Genomic DNA, 23,459 nt, shown 5'->3' on the forward strand with positions numbered 1-23,459 from the left:
GCCGGAGAACGCGACCTGATCTTCATCGACGAGTCCGGTTTCGCCCCGACGATGCCCACCGGACACACCTGGTCACGGGTCGGGCAGCGAGCCGTGGTGCCCAAGGAGGACACCCGGAACCGCCGGGTCAACGTCCTCGGCGCAAGAATCGTCGGCATGGAGCCGGACCTGCTCTGGCAGCGCACCGACGGCAAGATCGACGCAGCCGTGCCGCTGGACTTCGTCTGCGCCCGCCTCCGCGCCGAGAACGTACACACCACCGCAAACGGATGACGACACATCGCCTCCGCAGTGGGCTCAGCACCATGGCGACACCATCTACCGATGCATTGACGACACCAGCAGGCACCACCATCTCCTCAGCGAGGTTGGACACCGCGTGGTGAAAGCGAACCAGTTGGCCGGGCCCCGCGCATGCTCAGCCAGCGCAGGTCTGCCGGCGTCAGCCGTGAAGCGACGGTCTTGATCAAGTGATCATCCAGGGTGAGGTGAGCACTGCGCTGGCCTGCCCAGACCGTGACGGCGTGGTCGGCCATGGACTGCGCGAGGGAGTCCCGCAGGGCTCCGGGCACCAAGGTGAGCTCTCCGCCGGGTGGAACCCGGGCCTCGAACTCCAAGGTGCCGGATCCTGCTCCTGGCCGCGCTCGTCCTGCTGTTCGTCCTCCTCGGCAGTCGTCTCGCAGAACCTGATCCGGTTCGCGGCCCGAACGGGGCACGCTGTCGGGGTCGGGGTCGGGGCAGGGACAGACGTCAGTCCCGGGCAGCCGGAGTAGAGGGAGCAGCAGGAGAAAGCCGAACAGCGACATGCTGGGCAGCCCGGTTGAAGGCGAGGATCTCCGGGGCGGTATTGCTGACGAGCCAGGTGGGTGCCCATTCCAGGGGCGGTGCATCGGTCAGCGGCACATAGGTGACGCCGGGGCGCGCGTAGAAGCGTGACACCTGGGCGCCCATGACGAAGGTGCCTTCGTCGGCGTCTATCAGCGCGAGGGCCTCCTGGAGCGTTTCGAACTGGGGGCCCGAAGCAATGGGGCGGCCCGCAGGCGTCCGGCAGGGTGTGCGGTCTGCACGCCAGTAGTCGGGAAAGGCTTCGGCCACCTGCAGCATCTTGACCGCGGCCAGGTCTTCCAGCGAGACGCTGTCCCGGCGGGCGAGCGGGTGGCCGGACGACACTCCCAGCACTCGGGGTTCGGAGAAGAGGACCGGTCCGGTGACCATGTCGGGTTCGTGGTGCGGCAGGCTCACGACCAGGAGGTCGACGTCGCCCGCCCGCAACCGCCGGAGGCCGTCGACGATCTGCATCTCCCTCAGGCGGGCCCGCCAGCCGGGTTGCCCCTGGTCGAAGAGCCGAGCGGCCTGTGCCAAGAGCTGTCCCGCGGCGGCGCCGAGGAACCCGACCCTGAGAAGGCGATCAATGCCGCGGGCGGCATTGATCGCCTTCTCCACGCCTGCCTCGATCTGGTCGTAGCCCGGGCGCACGTCCGCGTGCAGCAGTCGGCCTGCTTCGGTGAGGCAGACATGACGGCTGCTGCGTTCGAACAGCGGTGTGCCGATGCGTCGTTCCAACCTCTTGATGGTCTGGCTGATCCGGGCGGTGCTGACGTGCAGGCGTTCAGCCGTGCGGCCGAAGTGCAACTCCTCAGCCAGCGTCAGAAACGCCTCCAGTTCAAGCCGCTCCAGCACTCGTTCCTCCGGAAGTTAAATCCACCTTAACGACCGTTGCACTATGCCAGCTTGTTGGCTCATCGGACCCGTAGGAGTCTGAACGGGCCTGCTCAGCAAGGCACTTGCACTCCCCGCTAGAGGCTCCCGGCTCGTCGTTCCGGCCCTGGGCCCTCCCCTGCGGACACGGTACTTCCGCTTTTTCCACGCGCACAGCCGCCCCACTGCGGACGGCGTGCCGGACACACAAAGGAACCTCACTATGCGCGCCATCGGGCAGGACTCCTTCGGCGGACCTGGCGTCCTGAAGATCGTGGAGGTACCGCGCCCTGTGCCCGGCCCCGCCGAGGTGCTCGTCCGGGTGCGTGCGGCGGGGGTGAACCCGACCGACTGGTGGCACCGGGCCACCGGAGGACTGGCGGGTGACGTACCGATCTGCCTGGGCTGGGACGTGTCCGGTGTGGTCGAAGCCGCCGGGCCGGGTGTCACCCTGTTCGGTTCCGGTGACGAGGTGTTCGGCATGCCGCGTCAGCCTGCTCCGGCCGGCACCTACGCCGAGTACGTGCTCTCGCCCGCCCGGCACCTGGTTCCCAAGCCGCCGGGGCTCTCCCACGTGGAGGCCGCGGCCCTCCCCCTCGCCGCGCTCACCGCATGGCAGGCCCTGGTCGACACGGCCGACCTGCGTGCCGGCCAGAGGGTGCTGGTCCATGCCGCGGCCGGTGGCGTCGGACATCTGGCCGTGCAGATCGCCAAGGCACGTGGCGCACACGTCATCGGGACCGCGCGCTCCGTCAACCATGACTTCGTCCGAGGACTGGGCGCCGACGAGGTCATCGACTACACCCGCACCGACTTCTCCGAAGCCGCCCAGAACGTCGACGTCGTCATCGACACCATCGGCGGCGACTACGGGCCGCGCTCCCTGAAGACCCTGAGCCCGGGCGGCATCGTCGTCTCGCTCGCCTCCCCCGCCGAGGCTCACCTGGCGAACCGGGCCCGAGCGCTCGGACTGCGTGCCGTCTTCATGATCACCGAAGCCGACCAGGCGGGAATGAAGGAGATCGCCTCCCTCGCCGCGTCCCACCGACTGCGGGTACGCGTCGACACGGTCCTGCCGCTCGAACACGCGGCCAAGGCCCACGAGATCGGCGAGACGGGCCGTACCACCGGAAAGATCGTGCTCACCGTCTCCGGCTGACCCTCCGGAGCACACCGTTCCGGAATCCCCGGCCTCTGGCCCCTTTGTCACGAGAGCAGGACCATGCGCCTTTTCCTTTCCTCCTGGAAGCTCGGAGACTCCCCCGACCTACTGGACGACCTCGCAGGCGGTGCCAGAGCCGCAGCCGTTGTCGGCAACGCGCTGGATGCCCTCCCCGGCCCGCACAGGCAACAGGCAACCAACCGGGAGACGGCGATGCTCCGCGACCGCGGCTACCAGGTGACCGAGGTGGACCTGAGAGACCACTTCGGTGACGCAGACACGCTCGCCGAACGGCTGTCCGCCTTCGGCGTCATCTGGGTCCACGGCGGCAACCCGTTCGTCCTGCGGCTGGCAATGGCCCTCAGCGGCGCCGACGACATCCTGACCGACCTGCTGCATCGCGACGCCCTCGTCTACGCCGGCTGGAGCGCCGGCGCATGCGTCCTGTCACCCAGCCTGCGCGGCCTCGAACTCGTCGACGACCCCGACGACGCCGTCACCGCCTACGGCCAACAAGTGCACTGGGAAGGTCTCGGCCTCCTGGACTACGCCTTCGTTCCCCACTACCGCTCGCCGATCCCCGAGAGCGAGTCGATCGAGCGCGTCGTGGAGCGCTACGACCGCGAAAGGGTCCTTTACCGCGTCTTCCGCGACGGCGAGGTCACCGTCGTCACCTGACCGCCACACCCATCAATCCGCATCACCCCTCGAAGGAGAACCCTGTGACATCCGTCCGGCTGCCCGTCGACAAGCTCGCCCCGCACATCAACCGCGCGCTCAACGCGCTCGACGCCGCCTCCCGGAAAGTCAGCCTCGAACCTGCGCTGCTGGAACTGGTACGGGCACGCGTCTCCCAGCTCAACGGCTGCGCCTACTGCGTCGATCTCCACACCAGGGACGCACGAACGGGAGGCGAGAGCGAGCAGCGCCTTTACGCACTGCCCGTATGGCGCGAAACGCCCTTCTTCACCGACCGCGAGCGGGCCGCCCTGGAGCTGGCCGAAGCGGCCACCCGCCTCACCGACGGCCCCGTGACCGACGACGTGTACGACCGGGCGGCAGCCGAATTCACCGAAGTCGAACTCGCCGAGCTGATCTGGACCATCACCGTGATCAACACCTGGAACCGGCTCGGCGCCACCGCCCGGCCCTGGCCGCTCGGCTGACACAGGTCACGGCCGGACCGCCACACCGCTGGCACAACCACCCAGGACCCCGGCCCAGTCAAAAACGCATCACCCTTTGGGCATAAGTGAAGTGGAGTTTCCCCATGCGCGTCTTCCTCACCGGGGCCACCGGCTACCTGGGCGGTTCGGTCGCTGATCGGCTGCTGCGCTCCGGACACCAGGTCGAAGGTCTCGTCCGTACCCAGGACAAGGCCCGCGAACTGGAGCGCCGAGGCATCACCCCCGTCCTCGGCACGCTCGACGACGGCGCACTGCTCACCGCACGAGCTCGTGCGGCCGACGCGGTCGTCAACGCCGCAGACAGCGACCACCGAGCAGCCGCCGAGGCACTCGTCCACGGGCTGGCGGGCACCGGCCGCCCCCTGGTGCACACCAGCGGCTCCAGCATCGTCAGCACCGACTCCCGCGGTGCGGCCGCGGACGAGATCTTCACCGAGGAGATGATCGTCGCCCCGGGGTCGAGCTGGCGGCCCGTCAAGGAGAAGGAGGCTCGCGTCGCCCTCGACCGCTTCGTCCTGGACGCGGCGAGCAGCGGCGTGCGCTCGGTCGTACTGTGCAACTCCCTTGTCTACGGGCGCGGCCGGGGCATGGCGCGCGACAGCGTGCAGATTCCCGTACTCGCCCGGCAAGCCCGCGACAGTGGAGTCGCGCGGTACATCGGTGAGGGCCGCAACATCTGGTCGACCGTGCACATCGACGACATGGCCGACCTCTACCTGTACGCCCTCACCGACGCGCCGGCCGGATCCTTCTACTTCGTCGAGAGCGGCGAAGCCTCGTTCGCCGACATCTGCACCGCGCTCGCCTCGGCACTCGGCCTCGGCCCCGCCGAATCCTGGGACGCGGAGACCGCCTTCGCCTTCTGGGGGCACGAACTCGCCTCGTACGTACTCGCCTCCAACAGCCGAGTACGAAGCGGAGCGGCCCAACTGGGCTGGCACCCCGCACACTCCTCCGTCCTGGACTGGATCGAGAAGGAATACCGGCACTCCCAGTGATGGGCTCCCCCACCGGCATCCGACCGCGTGAGCGATGCGCAAGGGGGCGGCGCGGGCTGCCCGAACGGAGGCGTGCGAGGGGACCGTGCGCGCGCCGCTCGTCGCACTCCGACCCAGACACCGGCTTCACAGCAGCTTCTGCCCACCCCGACGGCACAGACCCCCTGCGAGAGCGATGCTCCTGCCGCTCCACGGCGAAGCGGCTCGCCCACCGCGTCGCCCAACGGTTTCAGTTCAACCCCGCACCCAATCACGGTCAGGGACACGATGAAGCTACTACCACCTGCAGGACCCCAACGCACCCTCGCACTGGCCCAGTTGAGCAACTCCGTCGGCGACGGGGCGTTCTACGTGACCTCCGCGCTCTACTTCACCCAGGTCGTCGGCCTCGCCCCCACCAGGACCGGCCTCGGCCTCGCGGTGGCCTGGGCCATCGGCTCGATCGTCGGAATACCTCTCGGACGCCTCGCGGACCGCAGGGGCCCGCGCGGCACGGCAGCACTGCTCGCCCTCGCGACCAGTGCTGCCGTGGCCGCCTTCCTTGCCGTACGGGACTTCCTGCCGTTCCTCCTGGCCGCCTGCCTCTACGCCACCGCGCAGTCCGGCCTGGCTGCCGCCAGGCAGGCACTCCTCGCCGGTCTGATCGCCAAAGAAGAACGCACCGGCGCGCTCGCCCACCTCCAGTCCACCCTCAATGCGGGCCTCGCCATCGGTGCGGCACTCGGTGGCCTTGCCCTCTCCGCCGGGACCCGCAGCGCCTACCTGGCCGCCTTCGCAGCCGACGCGGCGAGCTTCCTGCTCTGCGCGCTTGTCCTGCTGCGCCTGCCGACGGTGGCCCCGCTCCCCACCCCCAAAGGGGTCAAACTCGCGGTACTGCGCGACCGCCCGTACGCCGTCCTCACCCTCCTCAACATGGTGCTGCTGCTGCGGATGCCCCTGCTCAGCCTCGGCCTGCCCCTGTGGATCACCGAACGCACCACCGCCCCCGCCTGGCTGGTCTCCGCACTCTTCCTCCTCAACACCGTCGCAGTCATGCTCTTCCAGGTCCGCACCGCCCGCTCCGTCACCAGCACACCCACAGCGGTCAAGGCCCTCCGCAGCTCTGGTGCCCTCATGCTCCTCACCTGCACGGTCTTCGCCCTCTCCGCAGGAACGCCGACCTGGGCGGCCGTCACCGTCCTGCTCGCGGGCTCCGCACTGCTGGTCGCCGGGGAGATGCTCCAGTCCGCGGGCTCCTGGCAACTCGGCTTCGAACTCGCCCCGGACGACCGGATCGGCGAGTACCAGGCCTTCTTCGGCACCGGCGTCACCGTCGCCCGTACCCTCGGACCCCTGGCGCTCACCACTCTGCTGACAGGCGTAGGAACCTTGGGCTGGCTCCTGCTCGGCACGCTCTTCCTGGCCGCTTCCCTCGCCATGGGCCCCACGGCCCGCCGGGCCACCGCAGCCCGCCCGCTCACGGCGCCCTCGGTGATCAAGGCAGCCTGACGTCACACCACCGATCACCGGCTGCAAGCCATGCTCGACAGGGCGAACGATGGCGCCCGACGGCTCGCCCGCCACTACGAACAATTCATCAATACCTGGACTCAGGCGTGGCCACATCCTCCCACCGCCGGCTGACCTGAACTGGGTTTCGTGGCGGCTCAGAAGCCGGGCACGATCGCCTCGGCAGACGGGAAGGCACTGTTCCGATACCTGCACCCCGAACGCCCGGTGTCCCAGGTGGCCCGGGACCTCGGAATCCACAAGGAAGCCCTGTACGACCACGCCGTCAAACGGCAGCCCCGTCGAGCGCCTGCGGCACCACCTGGCCACGCTTGGCCAGAAGATCATCGACCAGCCGGAACTCCACATCGTTCTGCGCGAACTGGATCTTCGGGCCCGGCGCGGCCCCGAGCTGCGGGAGATCATCACCAGCCAGGAAGAGGGCTGGCGGAGCCCGCTGCACGTTCTGCCGGGTCGCCTCCGGGTCATCATCATCGGCGGAGGCATCAGCGGCCTGTGATGGGCGCAGGGTCTGCCTACCGCCGGAATCGACGTCGCAGTGTACGAGCGCGACACCGCGTCCGATGCACGGATGCAGGGATACCGGCTCAGCATCGAACCGGTCGGCAGCCGGGCGCTGCACGACTGCCTGCCCTCTGGCAGATTCTGGTGGCCACCGCCGGTGATCCCGGGCCCGGCATGGGGGTGTTCACCGAGGAATGACGGCTACTGATGTGGGAAGACGCCCTGCCTGCAAGGCGAGCCGCCGAGTCGCACGACGTCCGCCCAATACCCCCACGCGGTTAGCGAGTCCGTGACGCGGACGGGCCAGGGGCGCAGCCTGAATCTACAGTGTCCCGGCCAGCGGGGTGGCGGTGAGGCTTGGGCTCCCGCCAGTTGGCCACGGGCTTCGTCAGCCGCCCGGCTGTCCCTTGGGGAGGTTTGGCGCGCCTCACGCGGGTGCTGATCCGCTCTTTGAACCTCCGCGTCACTGATCCGGAACCCGCCAAGCGAGCCGTGCTCGATCCACAACGCCCGCCAGGATCGGGGACGGGCCGCGAGCGGCTACCTGCTCTCCGGGCCGGCCGGCGCCGTCCCGCTGTCCATGGCGTTGACCTTCCCGGAGGGCCGGCCGTGGTCCTCATTTCCCTGCTCTGGCCGCCTCGTCGGGCTGAACGGGTGACGGCGAAGGGGGGCCGAAGGCTCGTGCAGATGGCGTCGTAGACGGGGTGCTGGTCGTACTTCCCGTCGAAGCACCGATACGACCAGTGGGGGCTCCAACAGCCAGCCGTGGGCCGTGTGTTGTCGCTGGTGCGGTGCCACGGTGGTCTGCCGCAACAGGGCGAAGGCCAGTGCCGCGCCAACGGCCAGCAGCCCCGCACACAGCGGCATGGCCCTGCGGAACGACGTATCGAAGGCGGCGCCCGACCGGTAGGGGTCCGGCCCCATCCCGACAAGGAGCGGTAGCGCCGCCACGGCCACGAGGCCGGCCGCCCTGGCCGCGGCGTTGTTGATGCCGCTTGCCAGCCCGGCGTTCGAGGCGTCCACCGAGGCCAGCAGAGTCATGGTCAGCGGGGCGACGAGGACGACCATGCCGGTTCCCATCACCACGAGCGCGGGCAGGACGTCGGCCGCGTAGGACGCGCCCGGCCCGACCCGACGCATCATCACCATGCCCGCGCCGCATACCAATGGTCCGAGCGTGAGCGGGATCCGGGGCCCGAGGCGCTGGGCGAGTGCCCCCGAGCCGGAGGAGAACAGCAGCATCAGCACGGTGGTGGGCAGCATGGCCGCGCCGGCGGCCAGGGCCGAGTACCTGACGACGATCTGCAGTTGCAGCGCGGTCAGGAAGAAGAATCCGCCGGTGCCCGCGTAGACACACAGTGTGATCAGGTTGATGGTGGTGAACTGCCGGGAGGAGAAGATCGCCGGCGGCATCATGGGGTCGGCGCTGCGTCGCTCCAAGTGGAGGAAGACAGCGCCGCAGACGACGCCGCCGACCGCCGCGGCGACGGCTACGAAACCACCGTCGCGTGCCGCGGTCAGTGCGTAGGTGGTCAGGGCGAGGGCCAGGGCGCCCAGGACGGCACCGGGTACGTCGAAGGCCCGACGCTCCCGGCCGGCAACACCTGTGGCCACCCCCGTTTCCTCGCGCGGCCCGCCCGTGGACTCCGGGACGTGCCGCAGTGCGACGGGCACGCACACGAGCGCCGGGACGATGCTCAGCAGAAACGTCCAGCGCCAGCCGGGGCCGTCGACCAGCCACCCGCCGAGGAACGGCCCGAGGGCTGCCGCGACCCCGCCGAAGCCGGACCACAGACCGATTGCACGCGGCCGGTCGTCCGGGTGGAAGGAGGCCTCGATGATCGCGAGCGAGCCGGGAGTGAGCAGCGCGCCGCCGATGCCCTGCAGCGCCCGGGCGACGATCAGTGTGCCGGCGTCTGGGACGAGCCCGCACAGCAGCGAGGCGACTGCGAACCATACGACGCCCACGACGAAGATTCGCCGTCGCCCGAGCCGGTCGCCCAGGGAGCCGCCCAGCAGGATCAGGCCCGCGAGGGTCAGCATGTAGGCGTTCACCGTCCACTGGAGCACGGCGAGGTCGGCACCGAAGTCCAGGCCGATGCGCGGCAGCGCGACATTGGTGACGGTGGAGCCGAGCAGGACCACGCTCGATCCCAGCACCGTCGCGAGCAGGGTCCACCTGCCCCGGGCACTGGCGATCCGGAGCGAGGGAACGGGGTCGGGGGCGGATTCGTCAGCGGCGGCAGAGTGCCTCATGTCGTGTCCTGGCTTCGTCGTCCGGCTGGTACGGAGTGGGGGCCGGGGTCCGTCGCTCGGCCGATGGCCGGGGTGGCCGGGCGACGGACCCGCGCGTCCGGCCGGGCCGACGCGGTGGGATCAGCCGAACATGCCGGGCTTGTAGCCGCCGGCCGGCTGACGGTTGATGATGTTGATGCGGTTGTAGGCGTTGATGACCGCGATCAGCGAGATGAGCGCCGCGAGCTGGTCCTCGTCGTAGTGCTTCGCGGCGTTCGCCCATGCCTCGTCCGACACGCCCGCCGAGCCGTCCGCGACGCGCGTGCCCTGCTCGGTCAGTTCCAGGGCCGCGCGCTCGGGCTCGGTGAAGACTGTCGCCTCACGCCATACGGCCACCAGGTTCAGCCGCTGCTGCTCCTCGCCGGCGGCGGTGGCGTCCTTGGTGTGCATGTCGGTGCAGAAGCCGCAGCCGTTGATCTGGCTGGCACGGATCTTCACCAGCTCTTGAGTGGCGACCGGCAGGGCAGAGTGCACCGCAGCCCCGGCCGAGTTCAGGTGCTTCATGACCTTGCCGGCGAGCGCGTTGCCGAAATAGTTGATGCGAGCTTCCACGGGGATCTCCTTGGGTGCGGAACAGTTACGGTCCACTGACCAGAAACCTGCTGGATCTGTGACACCGCGAGTCCCGGGTCCCTGAGACACCGTGTGAAGATGCTGGTACCACGAACCAAGCGAGCGAACCACTGTCCCGGCTGCCGGACCCAGCCCGCTAGCATCACAGCACACCGTCAGCGAGTACAAGGTGATCATCATGGCAACCGAAAGTGTTCTGTATCCGAGCCTCATCGCCCCGATCGGTCACGTGGAGCCCGTCCCGCGCCGCATCCGGGGGATGCTCGCGGGCCGGGTGGTGTTCGACACCCGCCGCGCCCTCTACGTATGGGAATGGCAGTCGTATCCCCAATTCAGCATCCCTGTCGGGGACTTGGTCGACGGGGAGCTGCGCGACGACGGACACATGGAGCAGCTCGGGGCGGGCCCGGCACACCGTCACACTCTTCAGGTCGGACCGGAGGTCCGCGAGGGGGTGGCGTGGGTCTGGGGCGAGGGCGCCCCGGGAGCTCTGCGTGACACCGTGCGTTTTGAGTGGGACGCACTGGATGCCTGGCTCGAAGAGGACGAGCCGGTCTTCGTGCACCCCCGCAGCCCCTACTCCCGGGTCGACGCCCTGCGCGCGAACAGCAGGGTCCGGGTCGAGCTGGACGGAGTCGTGCTCGCGGAGGCAGACACCTGCGTCAAGCTCTTCGAGACCGGCCTGCCGACCCGCTACTACCTCGACCCCGCGACCATTGACTGGACCCGGTTGCGCCACTCGGACACGGTCACACGCTGCCCGTACAAGGGGACGACGAGCAACTACTGGTCCTTCGACAGCGATGCCGCCTCGCACGAGGACATCGCCTGGACCTATGACTTCCCGACCACCCATGTCCACCGGATCGCGGGCATGACCGCGTTCTACAACGAACACGTCGTCCTGTACGTCGACGGCACTCTGCTGCCGAAGTCCGCGGATACCGAACGGACTTAAGAACCCGCGGGGAGGGCGCCGCCTCCTCATGCCGGACCGAGATGTCTCCGCCGTCCCCCTCGGCTGCATGAGCTTCGGCGCGCCGGGCAGGGGCGGCGAGACCTGGTCGCTGGGCGCGGACGCCGGCCGGGCCATTGTCAAGCAGGCCCTGAACGGCGGCATCAACCTCCTCGACACGGCCAGGTCATGCGCAACCCGGCGGTGACCTCGCCCGTCGTCGGGGTCACCAAGCCGGCCCAGCCGGCCGACGCGCTTGCCGCGATGGACGTCGAACTCGACGAAGACGAGGGTCATGTCCCCTGTAGTGGTGTAACCGTGTCGGGTTGATCTTGTGCGTGGGGGGAGATCGTGTCCATGCCGCCCTTGGGGAGGTAGCTGCGGGGGAAGGCGATCCATTCGTCGTGCATCTCGATGAGGACGGCGGTGGTGAGGCGTTCGGGGGCGGCGGGGTTGGGGAAGATCTGGACGACGTCGACGCGGCGCTTGATCTCGCGGTTGACCCGCTCCAGGGGATTGGTCGACTGGATCTTCTTCCAATGTCGCTCGGGGAAGCCGGCGAACGCGGTCAGATCGGTCTTCGCTTCCAGGAGCATGTCCCTGACCTTCGGGAACTGCTGCCCGAGCATGTCCGCGACGGTGTCGAGCTGGGAGCGGACCGCCTCGGCGGTGGGCTGGGCGAAGATCGTGCGGATGGTCGCGGCGACCATCTCCGCGGCGTCCTTGGGGATCACGGCGAAGACGTTGCGCAGGAAGTGGACGCGGCAACGCTGGTAGGCGGCGCCGAGCATGACCTTGCGGATCGCCTTGACCAGGCCCAGGTGGTGATCGGCGATGACCAGACGGACCCCGGTCAGGCCGCGCTCGCGCAGGGAACGCAGGAACTCCGACCAGAACACCTCGCTCTCGCTGTCGCCGGCCATCAGGCCGAGGACCTCGCGTCCGCCGTCCTCGGTGATGCCGGTGGCGACCACCACGGCCTGCGAGACGATGCTGTGGTTCACCCTCGCCTTGCAGTACGTCGCGTCGAGGTAGACGTAGGGGAAGCGGATGTGGTCCAGCGGCCGGGTGCGGAACACGGACAGTTCGGCGTCCAGTGCGCCGCAGATCCGGGAGACCTGGGACTTGGAGATCCCGCTGTCCCCGCCCAGGGCTTTGGCCAGGTCGTCCACGCTGCGGGTGGACACCCCGTGCACGTACGCCTCCATGATCACCGCGTAGAGCGCCTGATCGATGCGGCGCCGGCGTTCCAGCAGGCTGGGGAAGAAGCTGCCGGTGCGGACCTTGGGGATCGCCAGGTCCAGGTCGCCGGCCTGCGTGGTCAGCACCCTCTCGCGGTGCCCGTTGCGCATCGTCGTGCGCGTCTCGGCGCGCTCACCGGGGGCCGCCCCGATGTGGGCGGTGGCCTCGGCCTCGATGAGTTCCTGCAGGATCCGCTGGGCCAGAACCCGGACCAGCTCGATTCCGTCCGCCGTACGCAGTGACTCCATGAGGCGCAGTAAGTCATGCTGGGACAAGGCCATCGTGTCACCTCTCTCAACGAGCTTCTCTACTCGGAGAGTTGCGCGATGGCCACCTCATGACCAGGGACTACACGAAGATCGCTGTTACACCACCCGGCGGGACGCCATCAAGACGAGGCCGTCTACTTGGAGGAGCCCTACCAGCCACACGAGGTTGGAGGAGTCCTTCTGCAAGTCGCGCCCTGGGGTGGGCTCCCGGCAGCCCGGGCTGCTGCCGGGCCTTCGACGAGTCCTTGGCCCCGGTCACCGCAGCCAGCGGAGTCGATCACGTCCTGCCCTCGCCGTGCGCTGCCGCCCGTACACGACCCGGACGCCCCTGAGGACACCGACGGCGGAGTGCGGGTGGGTGTGACGGGTCAGGAGGTCGGTATGGCCAGGTAGTCGCAGTGCTACAGGTCTTCGAGCAGTGTCGGACGAGCGGGCAACCAGCCGAGCAGTTCCTGTGTGTGCGTACTGCAGACGGGGGCATCGAAGCCGTAGACCTTGGCCATGAACGGGCTGACGCAGTGCCCAGCGGCCTGGCTGGGGGGCAGGGAGGCCTGGGGCAGGTCCGGGCCCCGGACGATGGTCTGCGCGATGCCCTTCATGGTGACGCCGTTTTCGGCGACTCCGTGCAGCACGCTGCCCGCGGGAGTCTTCTCCGGTTCGCGACGGAACAGGACCGCGGCATCGAGTTGGTGCACCGCGGGCCACCGGTTGGCGCCGTCGCCGACGTGGGCCGAGACGCCGGTCTTCCGTGCGGTGGCGACGAGCAGGGGGATGAAGCCGTGGTCGTCGGGGCCGTGGACGGCAGGAGCGAGGCGGACAACCCTCGCGCTTACTCCCCGGGCGGCGAAATCGAGGCAGGCCCGATGTGTCTTCGCTGCTTGCGGCGAGGGTCGCGTTCTGTCCGCCTTGCCCCCCGCCACGGCCCCCTGCGCTCCGCGTCCGCTACCTCTGCCCGTTGATTGCGCGGAGATACTTCTCCACGTCCTCCCAGGTGGCCAGCACGAAGAAGTAGACCCCGCTGCCGAAGATGGCTGGGGCGGGCGGCGGCCCGCTGATCAACTGCCTTACCCAGCGGGACATTTGACCCCAAGATGTCCGCAACGCTTGCATTGTCGGAGTCACCACATTGCTCGGGTTGGCGAAGCGGCGGAATGCGGCCTCGAATTGGTCACGGAACATGGGGAACCGTGCCGCCTCCGCGAATGCGCCGATCATGACGAGCATGGCCCGTGCGATGTTTCCTCGGTAGTACCCCGTTGCCGCTGAGGCGTTCGGGGTCCTGGCCAGATTTTCCACGTTCGTCTGGATGTTGTAGATGCCGATCGTGGTCGGTTCCGTCTCCGCGCCGGGCAAAGTGTTCACCAGGCTGGTGTACGACCCCGAGAAAGGAAGGGTCGCCACAGGGGCGCCCCGAACTTCTCGCCCGACTTCCTCTCTGGCATTTGTAGATGCATCCGAGAAGAGATATGCCTGCCCGGACTGGGATTTGAAGCCTACGAGGTAGAGATTCGAGGCGTTGAAGTACAAGGTGGTCTGGTGGACCCAGTCGGCGTTGTAGAGGTTGAGAGCTACCAGCCCAGCATCCAGACCCCGGCCCATGGTCTCGTAGATGTCATTGCCGTGGACGAGGTGGCCGGAGGCCGTACGGAGTTGCTGTACGACGGTCCTGTAGTGAGGGACGTTGTCGATTGCCGCATCGATGTGGAAATCGATGTACGTGGTCCGCCCGTTGGGTGTATCGGCTGTGGCTCTGGGGACGTTCAATCCCATCAGAATCATGAGAGGTGCGAGTGTGGCGACTGCAAAACGCAGCACGCCGCTTCGCCCACGATTGATTGACAGCACTTGAGCTTCCTTTCGACTGTCTGGACCTTTTTCCTCATCCGCAAAGACCGCACAGGCTCTCCCCATGTGACAGACAGGCGCACTGAGCCTGTTGCCAAGGGGGGGGCTCGCAAAAACTCTCTCGGCGGCCCGGGGCGCGGGCGGAGGCGCCAACCGGTGTTCGGGCCCTCCAGGGCCGTCGTCGGTGAAGGCGGTGTGGGCCAGTGGGCCGCGCTGGTCGCAGCAGCGACCAGAGGGCTTCAAACGGGTTCAACTCCGTTGCGAGGAAGGACAGATCAGTCGGGAAGGGGTGTCTGGCAGGTAGCAACACAGGGTGGTGTTCGAGTAGCGGCGTCGGGACTGGTCACGTACCCGCACCACCTGCGTGTTCCCCCGCCCCAGGTGCGGGCCCCAGCGGGGGCATCGAAGTACCCGGCCTCGTCCTCACACAGGAGGAAGGCGCCCAGCGCTGCCGCGGTCATTTTGCTTGCGGCCACTTCGGTGGCCCGGCCGAGGCGAGGGCGGCACGGCCACAGCGCCGCAGGCCCGCCGCCGGCGCTCCACCGACCCTTCGCTCACGCGCAGTTCCTTCGTGAACGCAGCGCTTCTCTCCCTCCGCGCGAACCGATCACCGCCCTCGAACCGGATCCGTTCCCGGGACATTCGTCGCTCGGCGGTTGACGCGTCCCGTCTCCCGGCGCGTCACACAATGACTCCCGCCCCGGTCTCATCGGAGGAGAAGACCTCCCGAACCGACCGCCCGTAAAGGACCGTGCCATGAGTGACATCGTTCTCGAACCCGCCGCGCAGGATTTCGCCGACGCCACCGCCAAGCCACCACTGCTGTACGAACTGGGTGTCGAGGGCGCCCGCGCGTTGCTGGACGACGTCCAGTCCGGACCGGTCGAGAAGCCCGACGTGGACGAGAAGTGGATCACCGTCCCCGCGGAAGTCGGCGCGGTACGCGTGCGCATCGTCAAGCCTGTCGGCAGCACGGGCGTCCTGCCCGTGATCCTCTACGTCCACGGCGGGGGCTGGATCCTCGGCAACGCCGGGACCCACGACCGCCTGGTGCGCGAACTGGCCGTGGGCGCGCGGGCAGCGCTGGCTTTCGTCGAGTACGACCGCTCTCCGGAGGCCAAGTACCCGGTCGCGATCGAGCAGGCGTACGCCACTGCCCGCTGGATCACCGCCCGGGGCGGCGAGGAGGGTCTTGACGGCACCTGCATGGTCGTTGCCGGTGACTCCGTCGGCGGGAACATGAGCGCCGCCCTCACCCACCTGGCCAAGCAGCGGGGCGACGTGAGGTTCCTGCACCAGTCGCTGTACTACCCGGTCACCGATGCGGGACAGGACACCGAGAGCTACCGCACCTTCGCCCACGGGCCGCACCTGACCGCGAAGGCCATGGAGTGGTTCTGGAACGCCTACACAACCGACCCGGCCGAGCGGGATCAGGTCACCGCCTCTCCGCTGCGCGCGACCCTGGAGGAACTGCAGGGCCTGCCGCCGGCGTTCGTCGCCGTCGACGAGAACGACGTGCTGCGCGACGAGGGCGAGGCTTACGCACGCAAGCTGATCCAGGCCGGTGTGCCGACCACGAGTGTGCGGTACAACGCCACGCTGCACGACTTCATGATGCTGAACCCGGTCCGCGCAACCCAGGCCTCCACCGAGGCGATCGAGCAGGCCGTCCGTGTCCTGCGCAAGGCCCTCGGCACCGATTGATTCCGTGCACGCCAAGTCCTGGGCACACCGGCTGAACGAAAGGTCCTCTTCATGAGTGCACAGAAACCGACCGTCGTCCTCGTCCACGGAGCGTTCGCGGACTCATCGAGTTGGAACGGCGTCGTCGAAAGGCTCCAGGCCCACGGTCATTACGTGGTGTCCGCGAGCAATCCACTGCGCGGGCTGCGCACGGACAGCGACTACGTCCGCCAGCTCGTGGAGTCCATAGCCGGCCCCGTGGTCCTCGTCGGGCACTCCTACGGCGGCTCGGTGATCAGTAACGCCGCACGCGGACTCGACCAGGTCAAAGCACTCGTCTACGTCGCCGGCTTCCTGCCGGACGAAGGGGAGAGCGCGGTCGCCCTGTCCGAGAAATTCCCGGGCAGCACCCTGGGGGAGACGCTCCGCCCCGTTCCGATCGCTCTTTCGGACGGCAGCCGGGTGGCGGATCTCTACATCGAGGAGAGCAAGTTCCACCAGCAGTTCGCCGCCGACGTCCCTGAGACGACCGCGGCGGTGATGGCTGCCACTCAGCGGCCCGTGGCAGACGCCGCGCTGGCCGAGGGGGCCTCCGCACCCGCCTGGAGGGACATTCCGTCCTGGGTCCTCGTGGCGACGAAGGACCGCAACATCCCGGCCCGGGTGCAGATCTTCATGGCCGAACGTGCGAAGGCCACGGTCGTGACCGTCGACGCCTCTCACGCGGTCGCCGTCTCCCGTCCCGGACACGTCGCCCGCTTTGTCGACGAGGCGGTGAAGGCCACCGGCTGAGCCGCCCTGGTATCGAGGCGCGGTGCGAGTCATCGCGCCGTCCTCATGGCCCGGCTCCACCGCGTCGCCGGGCCGCCGACTTCGGGAGCGCATCTATGAGCATGGAAGAGCAGGCCACCCGCGGGCTGGCCGACATGGAGGCCTACCTGTACCAGGAGGCCCACCTCAGTGCCGCCCGTCTGCGCGTGGCCGCCTTCATCGCGCAGTCGGCGGAGCTGACCCACCAACAGAAGAGGAATATCGAGGAGTGGTACCTCGATGAGCAGAAGTACGTCGCTGGGATGGTGACGCGGCACATCGTCGACAGCATTGCCAAGGCCGACTCGGCCCAGCGCCGACGTTTCCTGCGGTGGATGCGCCGACTGCTGATCGCCATGGCCATTCTGACCCTGCTGACCTTCGCGGGCACGGTGCTCCTCGTCAGCTCCGGCCGCTGATCCAAGACGCGGGAAGAACAGCGATTCCGGGGCAGCTCCGAGCCCGGTGAGCACCGGGGTATCGTGACCGCAGGAGGCGGCCATGGTGAGGGGCGGGGCTCGGAGCGGGCTCATCGGGCGACAAGACGAGTGCCGGGTCCTCGACGACCTGCTTGCGCAGGCCAGGGACGGTCGCAGCGGCGTCGTCGCGGTGCGCGGCGAGGCAGGGATCGGGAAGACGGAACTGCTCAACCACCTCGTCGACCGGGCCGATGGATTCCGTGTCGTGCGGGCCGCCGGAGTGCAGTCCGAAATGGAACTGTCCTATGCCGGACTGCACCAGCTCTGCGCCCCGCTACTGTCCTACCTCGATGACCTTCCCGGGCCTCAACGCACCGCCCTGCGCACGGCGTTCGGGTTGCAGGCAGGAGAGGTGCCCGACCGGTTCCTGGTCGGGCTCGCCACACTGAGCCTGCTTGCGGCGGCGGCCGGCGACGAGCCCATGCTGTGCCTCGTGGACGACGCACAGTGGCTGGACCGTGTGTCGTCCCAGACACTGGAGTTCGTCGCGCGCCGGCTGCACGCCGAATCGCTGCTGCTGGTCCTGGCCGTTCGCGAGTTCGGCCCCCGCGAGATCCTGTCCGACCTGCCCGAACTCTTCGTCCAGGGCCTGAACGAACAGAACTCCCAAGAGCTCTTCGACTCGGTGGTCACCGGACCGCTCGACCCACGGGTGCGGGACCGGATCATCGCCGAGACGCGGGGAAACCCGCTGGCCCTGCTCGAACTGCCGCGCGGCCTGACCGCCGTGGAGCTGGCAGGAGGCTTCGACGGCCCCACGCCCCGCCCCCTGACCGGCCAGATCGAGGAGGGCTATCTCCGCCGTATCCAGGAACTCCCCGCTGACGCACAGCGATTGCTGCTCATCGCCGCCCTCGAGCCGGTCGGCGACGTCTTCTTGCTGCGGCAGGCCGCGGAGCGCCTGGGCATTCCGGTGGACACCGCTGTCACGCACGCCGAGGCATCGGGCCTCCTGACGTTCGGCACCTGGGTCCGCTTTCGTCACCCCTTGGTCCGCTCGGCGGCGTACCGCGCCGTCGATTTCGAGGAACGGCGGTGCGTGCACCAGGCGTTGGCCGACTCGATCGACGCAGGTATCGATCCGGAACGCCGGGTGTGGCACCTGGCGAGCGCGGCCACGGAGCCCGATGAGTCCGTGGCCGCGGAACTCGAGGGTTGCGCCGACCGCGCCCACCGCCGCGGGGGGCTCGCGGCCGCGGCAGCCTTTCTGCACCGGGCCAGTGAGCTGACCCCCGACGCCGCACGGCGAGGATCCAGAGCCCTGGCCGCCGCTCAGGCCAAGTTCCAGGCGGGCGCCTACGACACCGCGCGGGAACTGGTCGACGTGGCGGACCTGAACCCGCACGGCGAGGTGGGGACCGGCCGGGCGACCCTGCTGCGGGGACAGATCACGTCTGCGGCCCGGAGCGCCAGTGCGGGACTGCCCCTGCTGCTCGAAGCGGCCCGGCAGCTCCAGCCGTACGACGCCGAACTGGCCCGCCAGACCTACCGGGACGCCATCTATGCGGCGCTGACCGCCGGCCGACTGGCCACGGGTGGGGTCCGCGACGTCGCCGAGGCCGTGCTGAGCGTGCCAGGCCACGCCCGCCCGGCCCACCGCGAGGATCTCTTGCTGACCGGCATCTCGCGGATGGTCACCGAGGGGTACTCCGCAGGTGCTCCGCTCGTCCTGGACGCCGTGAATGCCTTCCGGACGGAGTGCTGCACGCCGCAGGATGCCTTGGGCTGGCTGCCGCTCGTGTGCCGCATGGCACACAGTGTGTGGGACTTCGCCGCATGGTCCGAACTCTCCGCCCGTCTGGTCGAGTTCGCCCGGCAGGACGGAGCGCTCGCGGTGTTGCCCTCCGCGCTCCTGCTGCGTCTGTCGAACCGGGTGTTCGCGGGCGACCTGCGGGCCGCCGACTCCCTCGCGGTGGAAGCCGACGCGATCGGCGAGGCCACGGGCAGCAGCTTCTTCGCCCACTACGGATCCCTTGTCGTAGCGCCCTTCAAGGGGAGGGAGGCCTCGGCCCGGCGGGCGATCACGGCCGTCACGCACGATCGTCTCCTGCGGGGCGAGGGCAAGGTCGTCACCGCAACTCAGTGGGCGGATGCGGTCCTGTGCAACGGCCTCGGCCGTTACGAGGAGGCCTACACCGCTGCCGAGCACGGCTGCGAGAACCCCCAGGAACTCGGCTTGTCCCTGCAGTCCAGAGTGGAACTCGTCGAGGCGGCGGTCCCGCTCGGCCGGACCGCGCGCGTGGCCGAATCGGTACGCATGATCGAGGAGATGGCCCAGATCAGCGGGACCCCCTGGGCGCTGGGCACGTCGGCCGCCGTCCGCGCTCTGGTGGTGCAGGGAGCGGCCGCCGAAGCCCTGCACAGAGAGGCGATCGAGCAACTCGACCGGGCCCAGACCCGCATGGACAGCGCCCGGGCCCGACTCCGCTACGGCGAGTGGTTGCGCCTCGAAGGGAGACAGGCGGACGCGCGCTCCCGATCGGGCGAGGCCTACGAGATGCTCAGCGAAGCGGGGGCCGAGGCGTTCGCGGAGCGCGCGCGACGGGAACTGCAGGCCGCCGGGATGAAGGTGCGCCGACGCGACGCGGCGACGCCGGTCACGTTCACCGCGAAGGAGGCCGAGATCGCGCGGCTGGCCCGGGACGGGTTGACGAATCCGGAGATCGCCGCGCGGCTGTTCCTCAGCCCGCACACGGTCGAATGGCATCTGCGCAAGGTGTTCGTGAAGTTGGGCATCTCCTCCCGCAAGGAGATCGGCTCTGTACAGCTGGACACCCTGACGACCACGCCCTGACGGGACTGCGGTCCGCTCACGGCGACAGCAGTTCGGCGGGGGAGTCGCCCTCGGGCTCCGCCAGCAACGTCGGCACCGTGACGATCGCCATCTCGCGCGTCAGCAGGCGGTGCACGGGACAGCGCCCGGCTGCCGCCAGCAACTGCTCCCGCTGGGCCGGATCCAGTTCACCGGTCAACCCCACGTTCTTGACGATGCGCCCCTGCCCGCCGAACCGCACAGCCACGTCGACACGGGCCAGTTGCCAGCCGTGCCGCTGTGCCAAGGCCCGTACGGCCATGGACGTGCACGACCCGAGTGCGGCCAGCAGCAACTCTCCTGGAGTGGGGCCGGCGTCGGCGCTCGCGGGTTCCGGTTCGTCAGCGGTCAGTACGTGGGTGCCGATCGCGACGGAGCGGGTGAGCCGCTCGCCTTCGGCGACGGAGACGAGACGCGTGATCATGAATTTTCCTCTCGGCCGGGCTACGGGACCGTGGCCTCACGTGTCCCTGCCACACAGACCGTGCCGACGGCAAACGTGTGACATCCGACCCCGGGCGACACTGAACGCTACGCCAGCCCTGATCGGCGGCTGCCGGTCACAGCGCCGTATGCAGAGACCGCCGGGAGGCGATGCCGAGCTTGGTGTACACCTTCCGCAGATGCCATTCCACGGTGTGCGGGCTCAGGAACAACTGGGCGCCTATCTCGGAGTTGGAGAGACCGTCCCTGGCCAGCTGCGCGATCTGGGCCTCCTGGGCGGTGAGGGCCAATGCCGCGCCGCCGTTTTGCCGGGCCACCGACTCACCGGTGGCCCGAAGCTCGCGGACGGCGCGGTCGGCGAACGCTTCCGCACCGAATCGTGTGAACAAGGCGCATGCCTCGTGCAGTTGTGCGCGGGCGTCGCTGCGGCGGTTCTCCCGCCGCAGCCACTCGCCGTACAGCAGGTGTGCCCGGGCCAGTTCGGTGGCCACCGTGGTCCGCCCGAGCCGTTCGATCGCCTCGCGGTACCGTTCCTCGGCAGTGGCGCCGTGGCCGAGGAGCGCCCGGCAGCGAGACTGGATGCCCAGAGCCCAGTCCGTACCGGCAGCTTCGGTGGTCCGCACGAGGCGGTCCAGGGCGGCGCGGGCGGCCTCGTGGCGGCCGCTGCGCACGCCGGCCTCCACCAGCTCGATCAGTCCCCAGTTGGCGGCGACCAGATCCTGCGGATGCGCGCTCGCCGAACGAGCGGCTTCGAACGCCTCCTCGAACCGGCCCAGACCGTTGAGGAGCACGGCCTCTGCCCTCAGCGCTATGGCCACGCCGATGCCCTCACCGCGCTGCGCGGCGCTTTCCCGGCCTGCCTTGATCAATGGCAGTCCCTCGTCAGCCCGCCCTTGCCAGGCGACCAGCGCCATCGTGCCGAACGGTGTGAAGTTGCCGCCGACCGCTTCCTGGACACGGGCGATCTCCGCGATGAGGAGGGCCGCCTCGGCCAGTTCCCCGGCGCATGTGTGGACGACCACGCGGGAGTTGAGGGCGAGCGGCAGCTCGGCCAGGGCGCCGACCGCACGGGCGGTTCGCACGTGTCGGGCCGCCAGCTCCGTCCAGCTCTCGTCGTCCCACATCTCGGCCGCAAGTGCTGAGACCAGCCACGACCAGCGCAGGATCTGCTCCGGGTCCGCCTCCTGGCGGCAGCGGTGCAGCACGCTGTGCGCAGAAGGCACCGCGGCGTGGTAGTCGTCGGTGAACCGTGTGGCCAGGGCGTCAAGCAGTACGTCCGCGGCACGCGCCACATCGGCGCGGGACGACGGCGTCTGCCGTGCGGCCGCCGCCACCTCGCGCGCATCGACGTCCACAGCGAGGCGGCCCGCGAACATGGATGCCGACAGCGCGTCCAGGAAGGTCTCATGGGCCAGATCGGTGTCGAGCGGCAGCAGGCGGCGTGCGGTGTCGAGCAGCAGGGGGACCGCTTCGTCCATGCGTCCCGAGGCGAAGACGATCTGGGCCTGTACCAGGTCCGCGCGGGCGCGGTGGAGTTCGTCGAGGGCCCCGCTGCGGGCCAGCGCCAGGAGTTCGCGCGCCGCGGTGGGCGAACCGGCGCGGATCTTTGCCTGGGCCGCGGCGAGGGCACGCGTCGCCTTGCGACGGGGGTGGGACGTCAGGACGGCGGCGTGGGCGAGGAAGGCGGCCGCCGCCGCGGTGGCGCCGCGCGCCGCAGCCCGCCCGGCCGATGCCTCCAGCTCAGCGGCGATCGCCTCGTCCGGCCGCACCGTCGCCCGGGCCAGGTGCCAGGCGCGGCGGTCGGGGTCGAGGGCGGGGTCGGTCACGTCCGCCAATACCCGGTGGGTCTCCCGCAGTTCTGCCAGGTCGGCCGAGCGATAGACGGCGGAGCGAAGCAGCGGATGCCGGAATCGCACGAGGGTGCCGACGACCAGCAGTCCTTCCGTCACCGCCGGGTCGATCGCGCTCGGGCTGATGCCCAGGTGCCCGGCGGCACGACGGAGCAGCGCCACGTCACCGATCGGTTCGGCGGCGGCGATGAGGAGCAGACGCTGTGTTGCGGACGGCAGTGTGTGGACCCGCCCGAGATAGCTGCGCTCGATACGGCCCGACACCGGGCCGGGACCGCTGCGGGCAGGTCGGACTCCCGCCCCCATGTCAGCGCGATCGTGCGGCAGTTCCAGCAGAGCAAGGGGGTTGCCGCGGGCTTCGGCGAGGATGCGGTCGCGGACCTGTGTGTCCATCGGGGTGCCGACCGTCGCACTCAGCAGGCCGCGGGCGTCGGTGTCGTCGAGTCCGCTGACCGTCAGCTCGGGAAGTCCCGCCAACTCGTCGCGTCCGCGCTGCTCTCGGGAGGCGAACACCAGGGCGAGGGGTTCGGCGAGCATCCGTCGTGCCACGAACGCCAAGGTCTGCGCGGAAACCCGGTCGAGCCACTGCGTGTCGTCCACGAGGCAGAACAGGGGCTGCTCGGCGGCGACGTCGGTCAGCAGTCCGAGTACGGCGAGGCCGACGAGGAATCGGTCGGGAGGCGGGCCGTAGCTCATCCCGAACGCGGTGGCCAGGGCTTCCCGTTGGGGAGGCGGAAGGCGGTCGAGGCGGTCGCGGAAGGGGGCGCACAGTTGGTGCAGCCCCGCGAACGGCAACTCCATCTCCGACTCGGCGCCCGCCCCGCGGGCGATACGGTGCTTCGTGACACGGGATTCCAGATGGTGCAGCAGAGCGGACTTCCCAATTCCGGCGTCGCCCCGCAGGACCAGAACGGCGCTGCGCCCCGCTTCCACCTCAGTGGCCAAGGCGTCGAGCGCCTCGCGCTCACGGCGGCGGCCAAGCAGCTGCCCCGGACCGTCCCCGCTGCTCACCTTGGCCTCTGCACGAGGGGGAGCATAACAACAGCTCCGGCGGTATTGGCCTCGCGGGCGAAGGGCTGCCGCGACGGGGGAGTGACGCAGATCATGGGTCTGAGAAAGCATGGATGCCCTTCACCGGATG

21 protein-coding genes are annotated in these 23,459 nt (G+C 69.3%); 12 read left to right on the forward strand and 9 right to left on the reverse strand.

The window, feature by feature from the left end:
* Positions 1 to 273: transposase (locus IE269_RS25105; RefSeq protein WP_189825414.1), on the forward strand; the 273-nt coding region annotated here is incomplete at its 5' end.
* Positions 274 to 750: 477 nt separating this feature from the next.
* Here IE269_RS25105 and IE269_RS25110 read toward each other — a convergent pair.
* Positions 751 to 1,680: a LysR family transcriptional regulator gene (locus IE269_RS25110; protein WP_189825415.1), complete on the reverse strand. Its 930-nt coding sequence runs from the start codon at positions 1,678 to 1,680 to the stop codon at positions 751 to 753.
* 241 nt (positions 1,681 to 1,921) lie between these two features.
* On the opposite strand from IE269_RS25110, the gene IE269_RS25115 reads away from it, so the two are divergent.
* The 5 genes from IE269_RS25115 to IE269_RS25135 all read left to right on the forward strand — a co-directional run bounded on the left by IE269_RS25115 (position 1,922) and on the right by IE269_RS25135 (position 6,533).
* Positions 1,922 to 2,857, forward strand: a complete 936-nt coding sequence (locus IE269_RS25115; RefSeq protein ID WP_189825416.1) for an NADP-dependent oxidoreductase — start codon at positions 1,922 to 1,924, stop codon at positions 2,855 to 2,857.
* Between the two features lie 63 nt (positions 2,858 to 2,920).
* Entirely contained in the window at positions 2,921 to 3,538 is a 618-nt protein-coding gene (locus tag IE269_RS25120; protein ID WP_189825417.1) for a Type 1 glutamine amidotransferase-like domain-containing protein, read from the forward strand.
* A 44-nt stretch (positions 3,539 to 3,582) separates the two neighbouring features.
* Entirely contained in the window at positions 3,583 to 4,026 is a 444-nt protein-coding gene (locus IE269_RS25125) for a carboxymuconolactone decarboxylase family protein (protein ID WP_189825418.1), read from the forward strand.
* A gap of 104 nt (positions 4,027 to 4,130) precedes the next feature.
* A complete protein-coding gene (locus IE269_RS25130; protein WP_189825419.1) occupies positions 4,131 to 5,045 on the forward strand; it encodes an NAD-dependent epimerase/dehydratase family protein in 915 nt (304 codons plus the stop codon).
* A gap of 267 nt (positions 5,046 to 5,312) precedes the next feature.
* Entirely contained in the window at positions 5,313 to 6,533 is a 1,221-nt protein-coding gene (locus tag IE269_RS25135; RefSeq protein WP_189825420.1) for an MFS transporter, read from the forward strand.
* Positions 6,534 to 6,819: 286 nt separating this feature from the next.
* Here IE269_RS25135 and IE269_RS25140 read toward each other — a convergent pair whose 3' ends face one another.
* The 3 genes from IE269_RS25140 to IE269_RS25150 form a co-directional block, all read right to left on the reverse strand.
* A complete protein-coding gene (locus IE269_RS25140; protein WP_189825421.1) occupies positions 6,820 to 7,176 on the reverse strand; it encodes a hypothetical protein in 357 nt (118 codons plus the stop codon).
* A 422-nt stretch (positions 7,177 to 7,598) separates the two neighbouring features.
* Entirely contained in the window at positions 7,599 to 9,314 is a 1,716-nt protein-coding gene (locus IE269_RS25145) for an MFS transporter (protein ID WP_229898199.1), read from the reverse strand.
* A 120-nt stretch (positions 9,315 to 9,434) separates the two neighbouring features.
* Positions 9,435 to 9,905 carry a carboxymuconolactone decarboxylase family protein gene (locus IE269_RS25150; protein ID WP_189825422.1) on the reverse strand — a complete coding sequence of 157 codons (471 nt, stop codon included), beginning with the start codon at positions 9,903 to 9,905 and terminating at the stop codon, positions 9,435 to 9,437.
* Positions 9,906 to 10,104: 199 nt separating this feature from the next.
* On the opposite strand from IE269_RS25150, the gene IE269_RS25155 reads away from it, so the two are divergent.
* Both IE269_RS25155 and IE269_RS25160 read left to right on the forward strand, forming a co-directional pair.
* A complete protein-coding gene (locus IE269_RS25155; protein ID WP_189825423.1) occupies positions 10,105 to 10,884 on the forward strand; it encodes a DUF427 domain-containing protein in 780 nt (259 codons plus the stop codon).
* 28 nt (positions 10,885 to 10,912) lie between these two features.
* Positions 10,913 to 11,089, forward strand: coding sequence for a hypothetical protein (locus IE269_RS25160; protein WP_229898200.1), 177 nt, complete (start codon positions 10,913 to 10,915; stop codon positions 11,087 to 11,089).
* Positions 11,090 to 11,174: 85 nt separating this feature from the next.
* Here IE269_RS25160 and IE269_RS25165 read toward each other — a convergent pair whose 3' ends face one another.
* From IE269_RS25165 to IE269_RS25175, 3 genes are all read right to left on the reverse strand, one after another.
* A complete protein-coding gene (locus IE269_RS25165; RefSeq protein WP_189825424.1) occupies positions 11,175 to 12,404 on the reverse strand; it encodes an IS256 family transposase in 1,230 nt (409 codons plus the stop codon).
* Between the two features lie 389 nt (positions 12,405 to 12,793).
* Positions 12,794 to 13,312 carry a Rossmann-fold NAD(P)-binding domain-containing protein gene (locus IE269_RS25170; RefSeq protein ID WP_189825425.1) on the reverse strand — a complete coding sequence of 173 codons (519 nt, stop codon included), beginning with the start codon at positions 13,310 to 13,312 and terminating at the stop codon, positions 12,794 to 12,796.
* 22 nt (positions 13,313 to 13,334) lie between these two features.
* Positions 13,335 to 14,237, reverse strand: a complete 903-nt coding sequence (locus IE269_RS25175) for a ribosome-inactivating family protein (protein ID WP_189825426.1) — start codon at positions 14,235 to 14,237, stop codon at positions 13,335 to 13,337.
* Positions 14,238 to 14,993: 756 nt separating this feature from the next.
* Between IE269_RS25175 and IE269_RS25180 the strand changes: the two genes are divergently transcribed.
* The 4 genes from IE269_RS25180 (at position 14,994) to IE269_RS25195 (ending at position 20,006) form a co-directional block, all read left to right on the forward strand.
* Positions 14,994 to 15,944 (forward strand): alpha/beta hydrolase, encoded by a 951-nt coding sequence (locus IE269_RS25180; RefSeq protein ID WP_189825427.1) that lies wholly within the window; start codon positions 14,994 to 14,996, stop codon positions 15,942 to 15,944.
* Between the two features lie 51 nt (positions 15,945 to 15,995).
* Positions 15,996 to 16,715: an alpha/beta fold hydrolase gene (locus IE269_RS25185; RefSeq protein ID WP_189825428.1), complete on the forward strand. Its 720-nt coding sequence runs from the start codon at positions 15,996 to 15,998 to the stop codon at positions 16,713 to 16,715.
* Positions 16,716 to 16,810: 95 nt separating this feature from the next.
* Positions 16,811 to 17,152 (forward strand): hypothetical protein, encoded by a 342-nt coding sequence (locus tag IE269_RS25190; RefSeq protein WP_189825429.1) that lies wholly within the window; start codon positions 16,811 to 16,813, stop codon positions 17,150 to 17,152.
* An 82-nt stretch (positions 17,153 to 17,234) separates the two neighbouring features.
* Entirely contained in the window at positions 17,235 to 20,006 is a 2,772-nt protein-coding gene (locus IE269_RS25195; RefSeq protein ID WP_189825430.1) for a LuxR family transcriptional regulator, read from the forward strand.
* A 16-nt stretch (positions 20,007 to 20,022) separates the two neighbouring features.
* On the opposite strand, the gene IE269_RS25200 is transcribed toward IE269_RS25195, so the two are convergent.
* On the reverse strand, positions 20,023 to 20,448 hold the full coding sequence (locus IE269_RS25200) for an OsmC family protein (RefSeq protein WP_189825431.1): 426 nt from the start codon (positions 20,446 to 20,448) through the stop codon (positions 20,023 to 20,025).
* A 136-nt stretch (positions 20,449 to 20,584) separates the two neighbouring features.
* Complete coding sequence (locus IE269_RS25205; RefSeq protein ID WP_229898202.1) at positions 20,585 to 23,263, reverse strand: helix-turn-helix transcriptional regulator; 2,679 nt, start codon at positions 23,261 to 23,263, stop codon at positions 20,585 to 20,587.
* Positions 23,264 to 23,459 lie beyond the last annotated feature (196 nt).

It is taken from the genome of Streptomyces spiroverticillatus (genome assembly GCA_014650415.1).
GTDB classification, from domain to species: domain Bacteria; phylum Actinomycetota; class Actinomycetes; order Streptomycetales; family Streptomycetaceae; genus Streptomyces; species Streptomyces spiroverticillatus.

Excerpts from the sequence above, each read along its gene's own strand:
- IE269_RS25115 (WP_189825416.1), top strand. The coding sequence starts at position 1,922 with ATGCGCGCCATCGGGCAGGACTCCTTCGGCGGACCTGGCGTCCTGAAG.
- IE269_RS25120 (WP_189825417.1), top strand. The coding sequence starts at position 2,921 with ATGCGCCTTTTCCTTTCCTCCTGGAAGCTCGGAGACTCCCCCGACCTA.
- IE269_RS25130 (WP_189825419.1), top strand. The coding sequence starts at position 4,131 with ATGCGCGTCTTCCTCACCGGGGCCACCGGCTACCTGGGCGGTTCGGTC.
- IE269_RS25135 (WP_189825420.1), top strand. The coding sequence starts at position 5,313 with ATGAAGCTACTACCACCTGCAGGACCCCAACGCACCCTCGCACTGGCC.
- IE269_RS25145 (WP_229898199.1), bottom strand. The coding sequence starts at position 9,314 with ATGAGGCACTCTGCCGCCGCTGACGAATCCGCCCCCGACCCCGTTCCC.
- IE269_RS25155 (WP_189825423.1), top strand. The coding sequence starts at position 10,105 with ATGGCAACCGAAAGTGTTCTGTATCCGAGCCTCATCGCCCCGATCGGT.
- IE269_RS25160 (WP_229898200.1), top strand. The coding sequence starts at position 10,913 with ATGCCGGACCGAGATGTCTCCGCCGTCCCCCTCGGCTGCATGAGCTTC.
- IE269_RS25165 (WP_189825424.1), bottom strand. The coding sequence starts at position 12,404 with ATGGCCTTGTCCCAGCATGACTTACTGCGCCTCATGGAGTCACTGCGT.
- IE269_RS25180 (WP_189825427.1), top strand. The coding sequence starts at position 14,994 with ATGAGTGACATCGTTCTCGAACCCGCCGCGCAGGATTTCGCCGACGCC.
- IE269_RS25185 (WP_189825428.1), top strand. The coding sequence starts at position 15,996 with ATGAGTGCACAGAAACCGACCGTCGTCCTCGTCCACGGAGCGTTCGCG.
- IE269_RS25190 (WP_189825429.1), top strand. The coding sequence starts at position 16,811 with ATGAGCATGGAAGAGCAGGCCACCCGCGGGCTGGCCGACATGGAGGCC.
- IE269_RS25195 (WP_189825430.1), top strand. The coding sequence starts at position 17,235 with ATGGTGAGGGGCGGGGCTCGGAGCGGGCTCATCGGGCGACAAGACGAG.
- IE269_RS25200 (WP_189825431.1), bottom strand. The coding sequence starts at position 20,448 with ATGATCACGCGTCTCGTCTCCGTCGCCGAAGGCGAGCGGCTCACCCGC.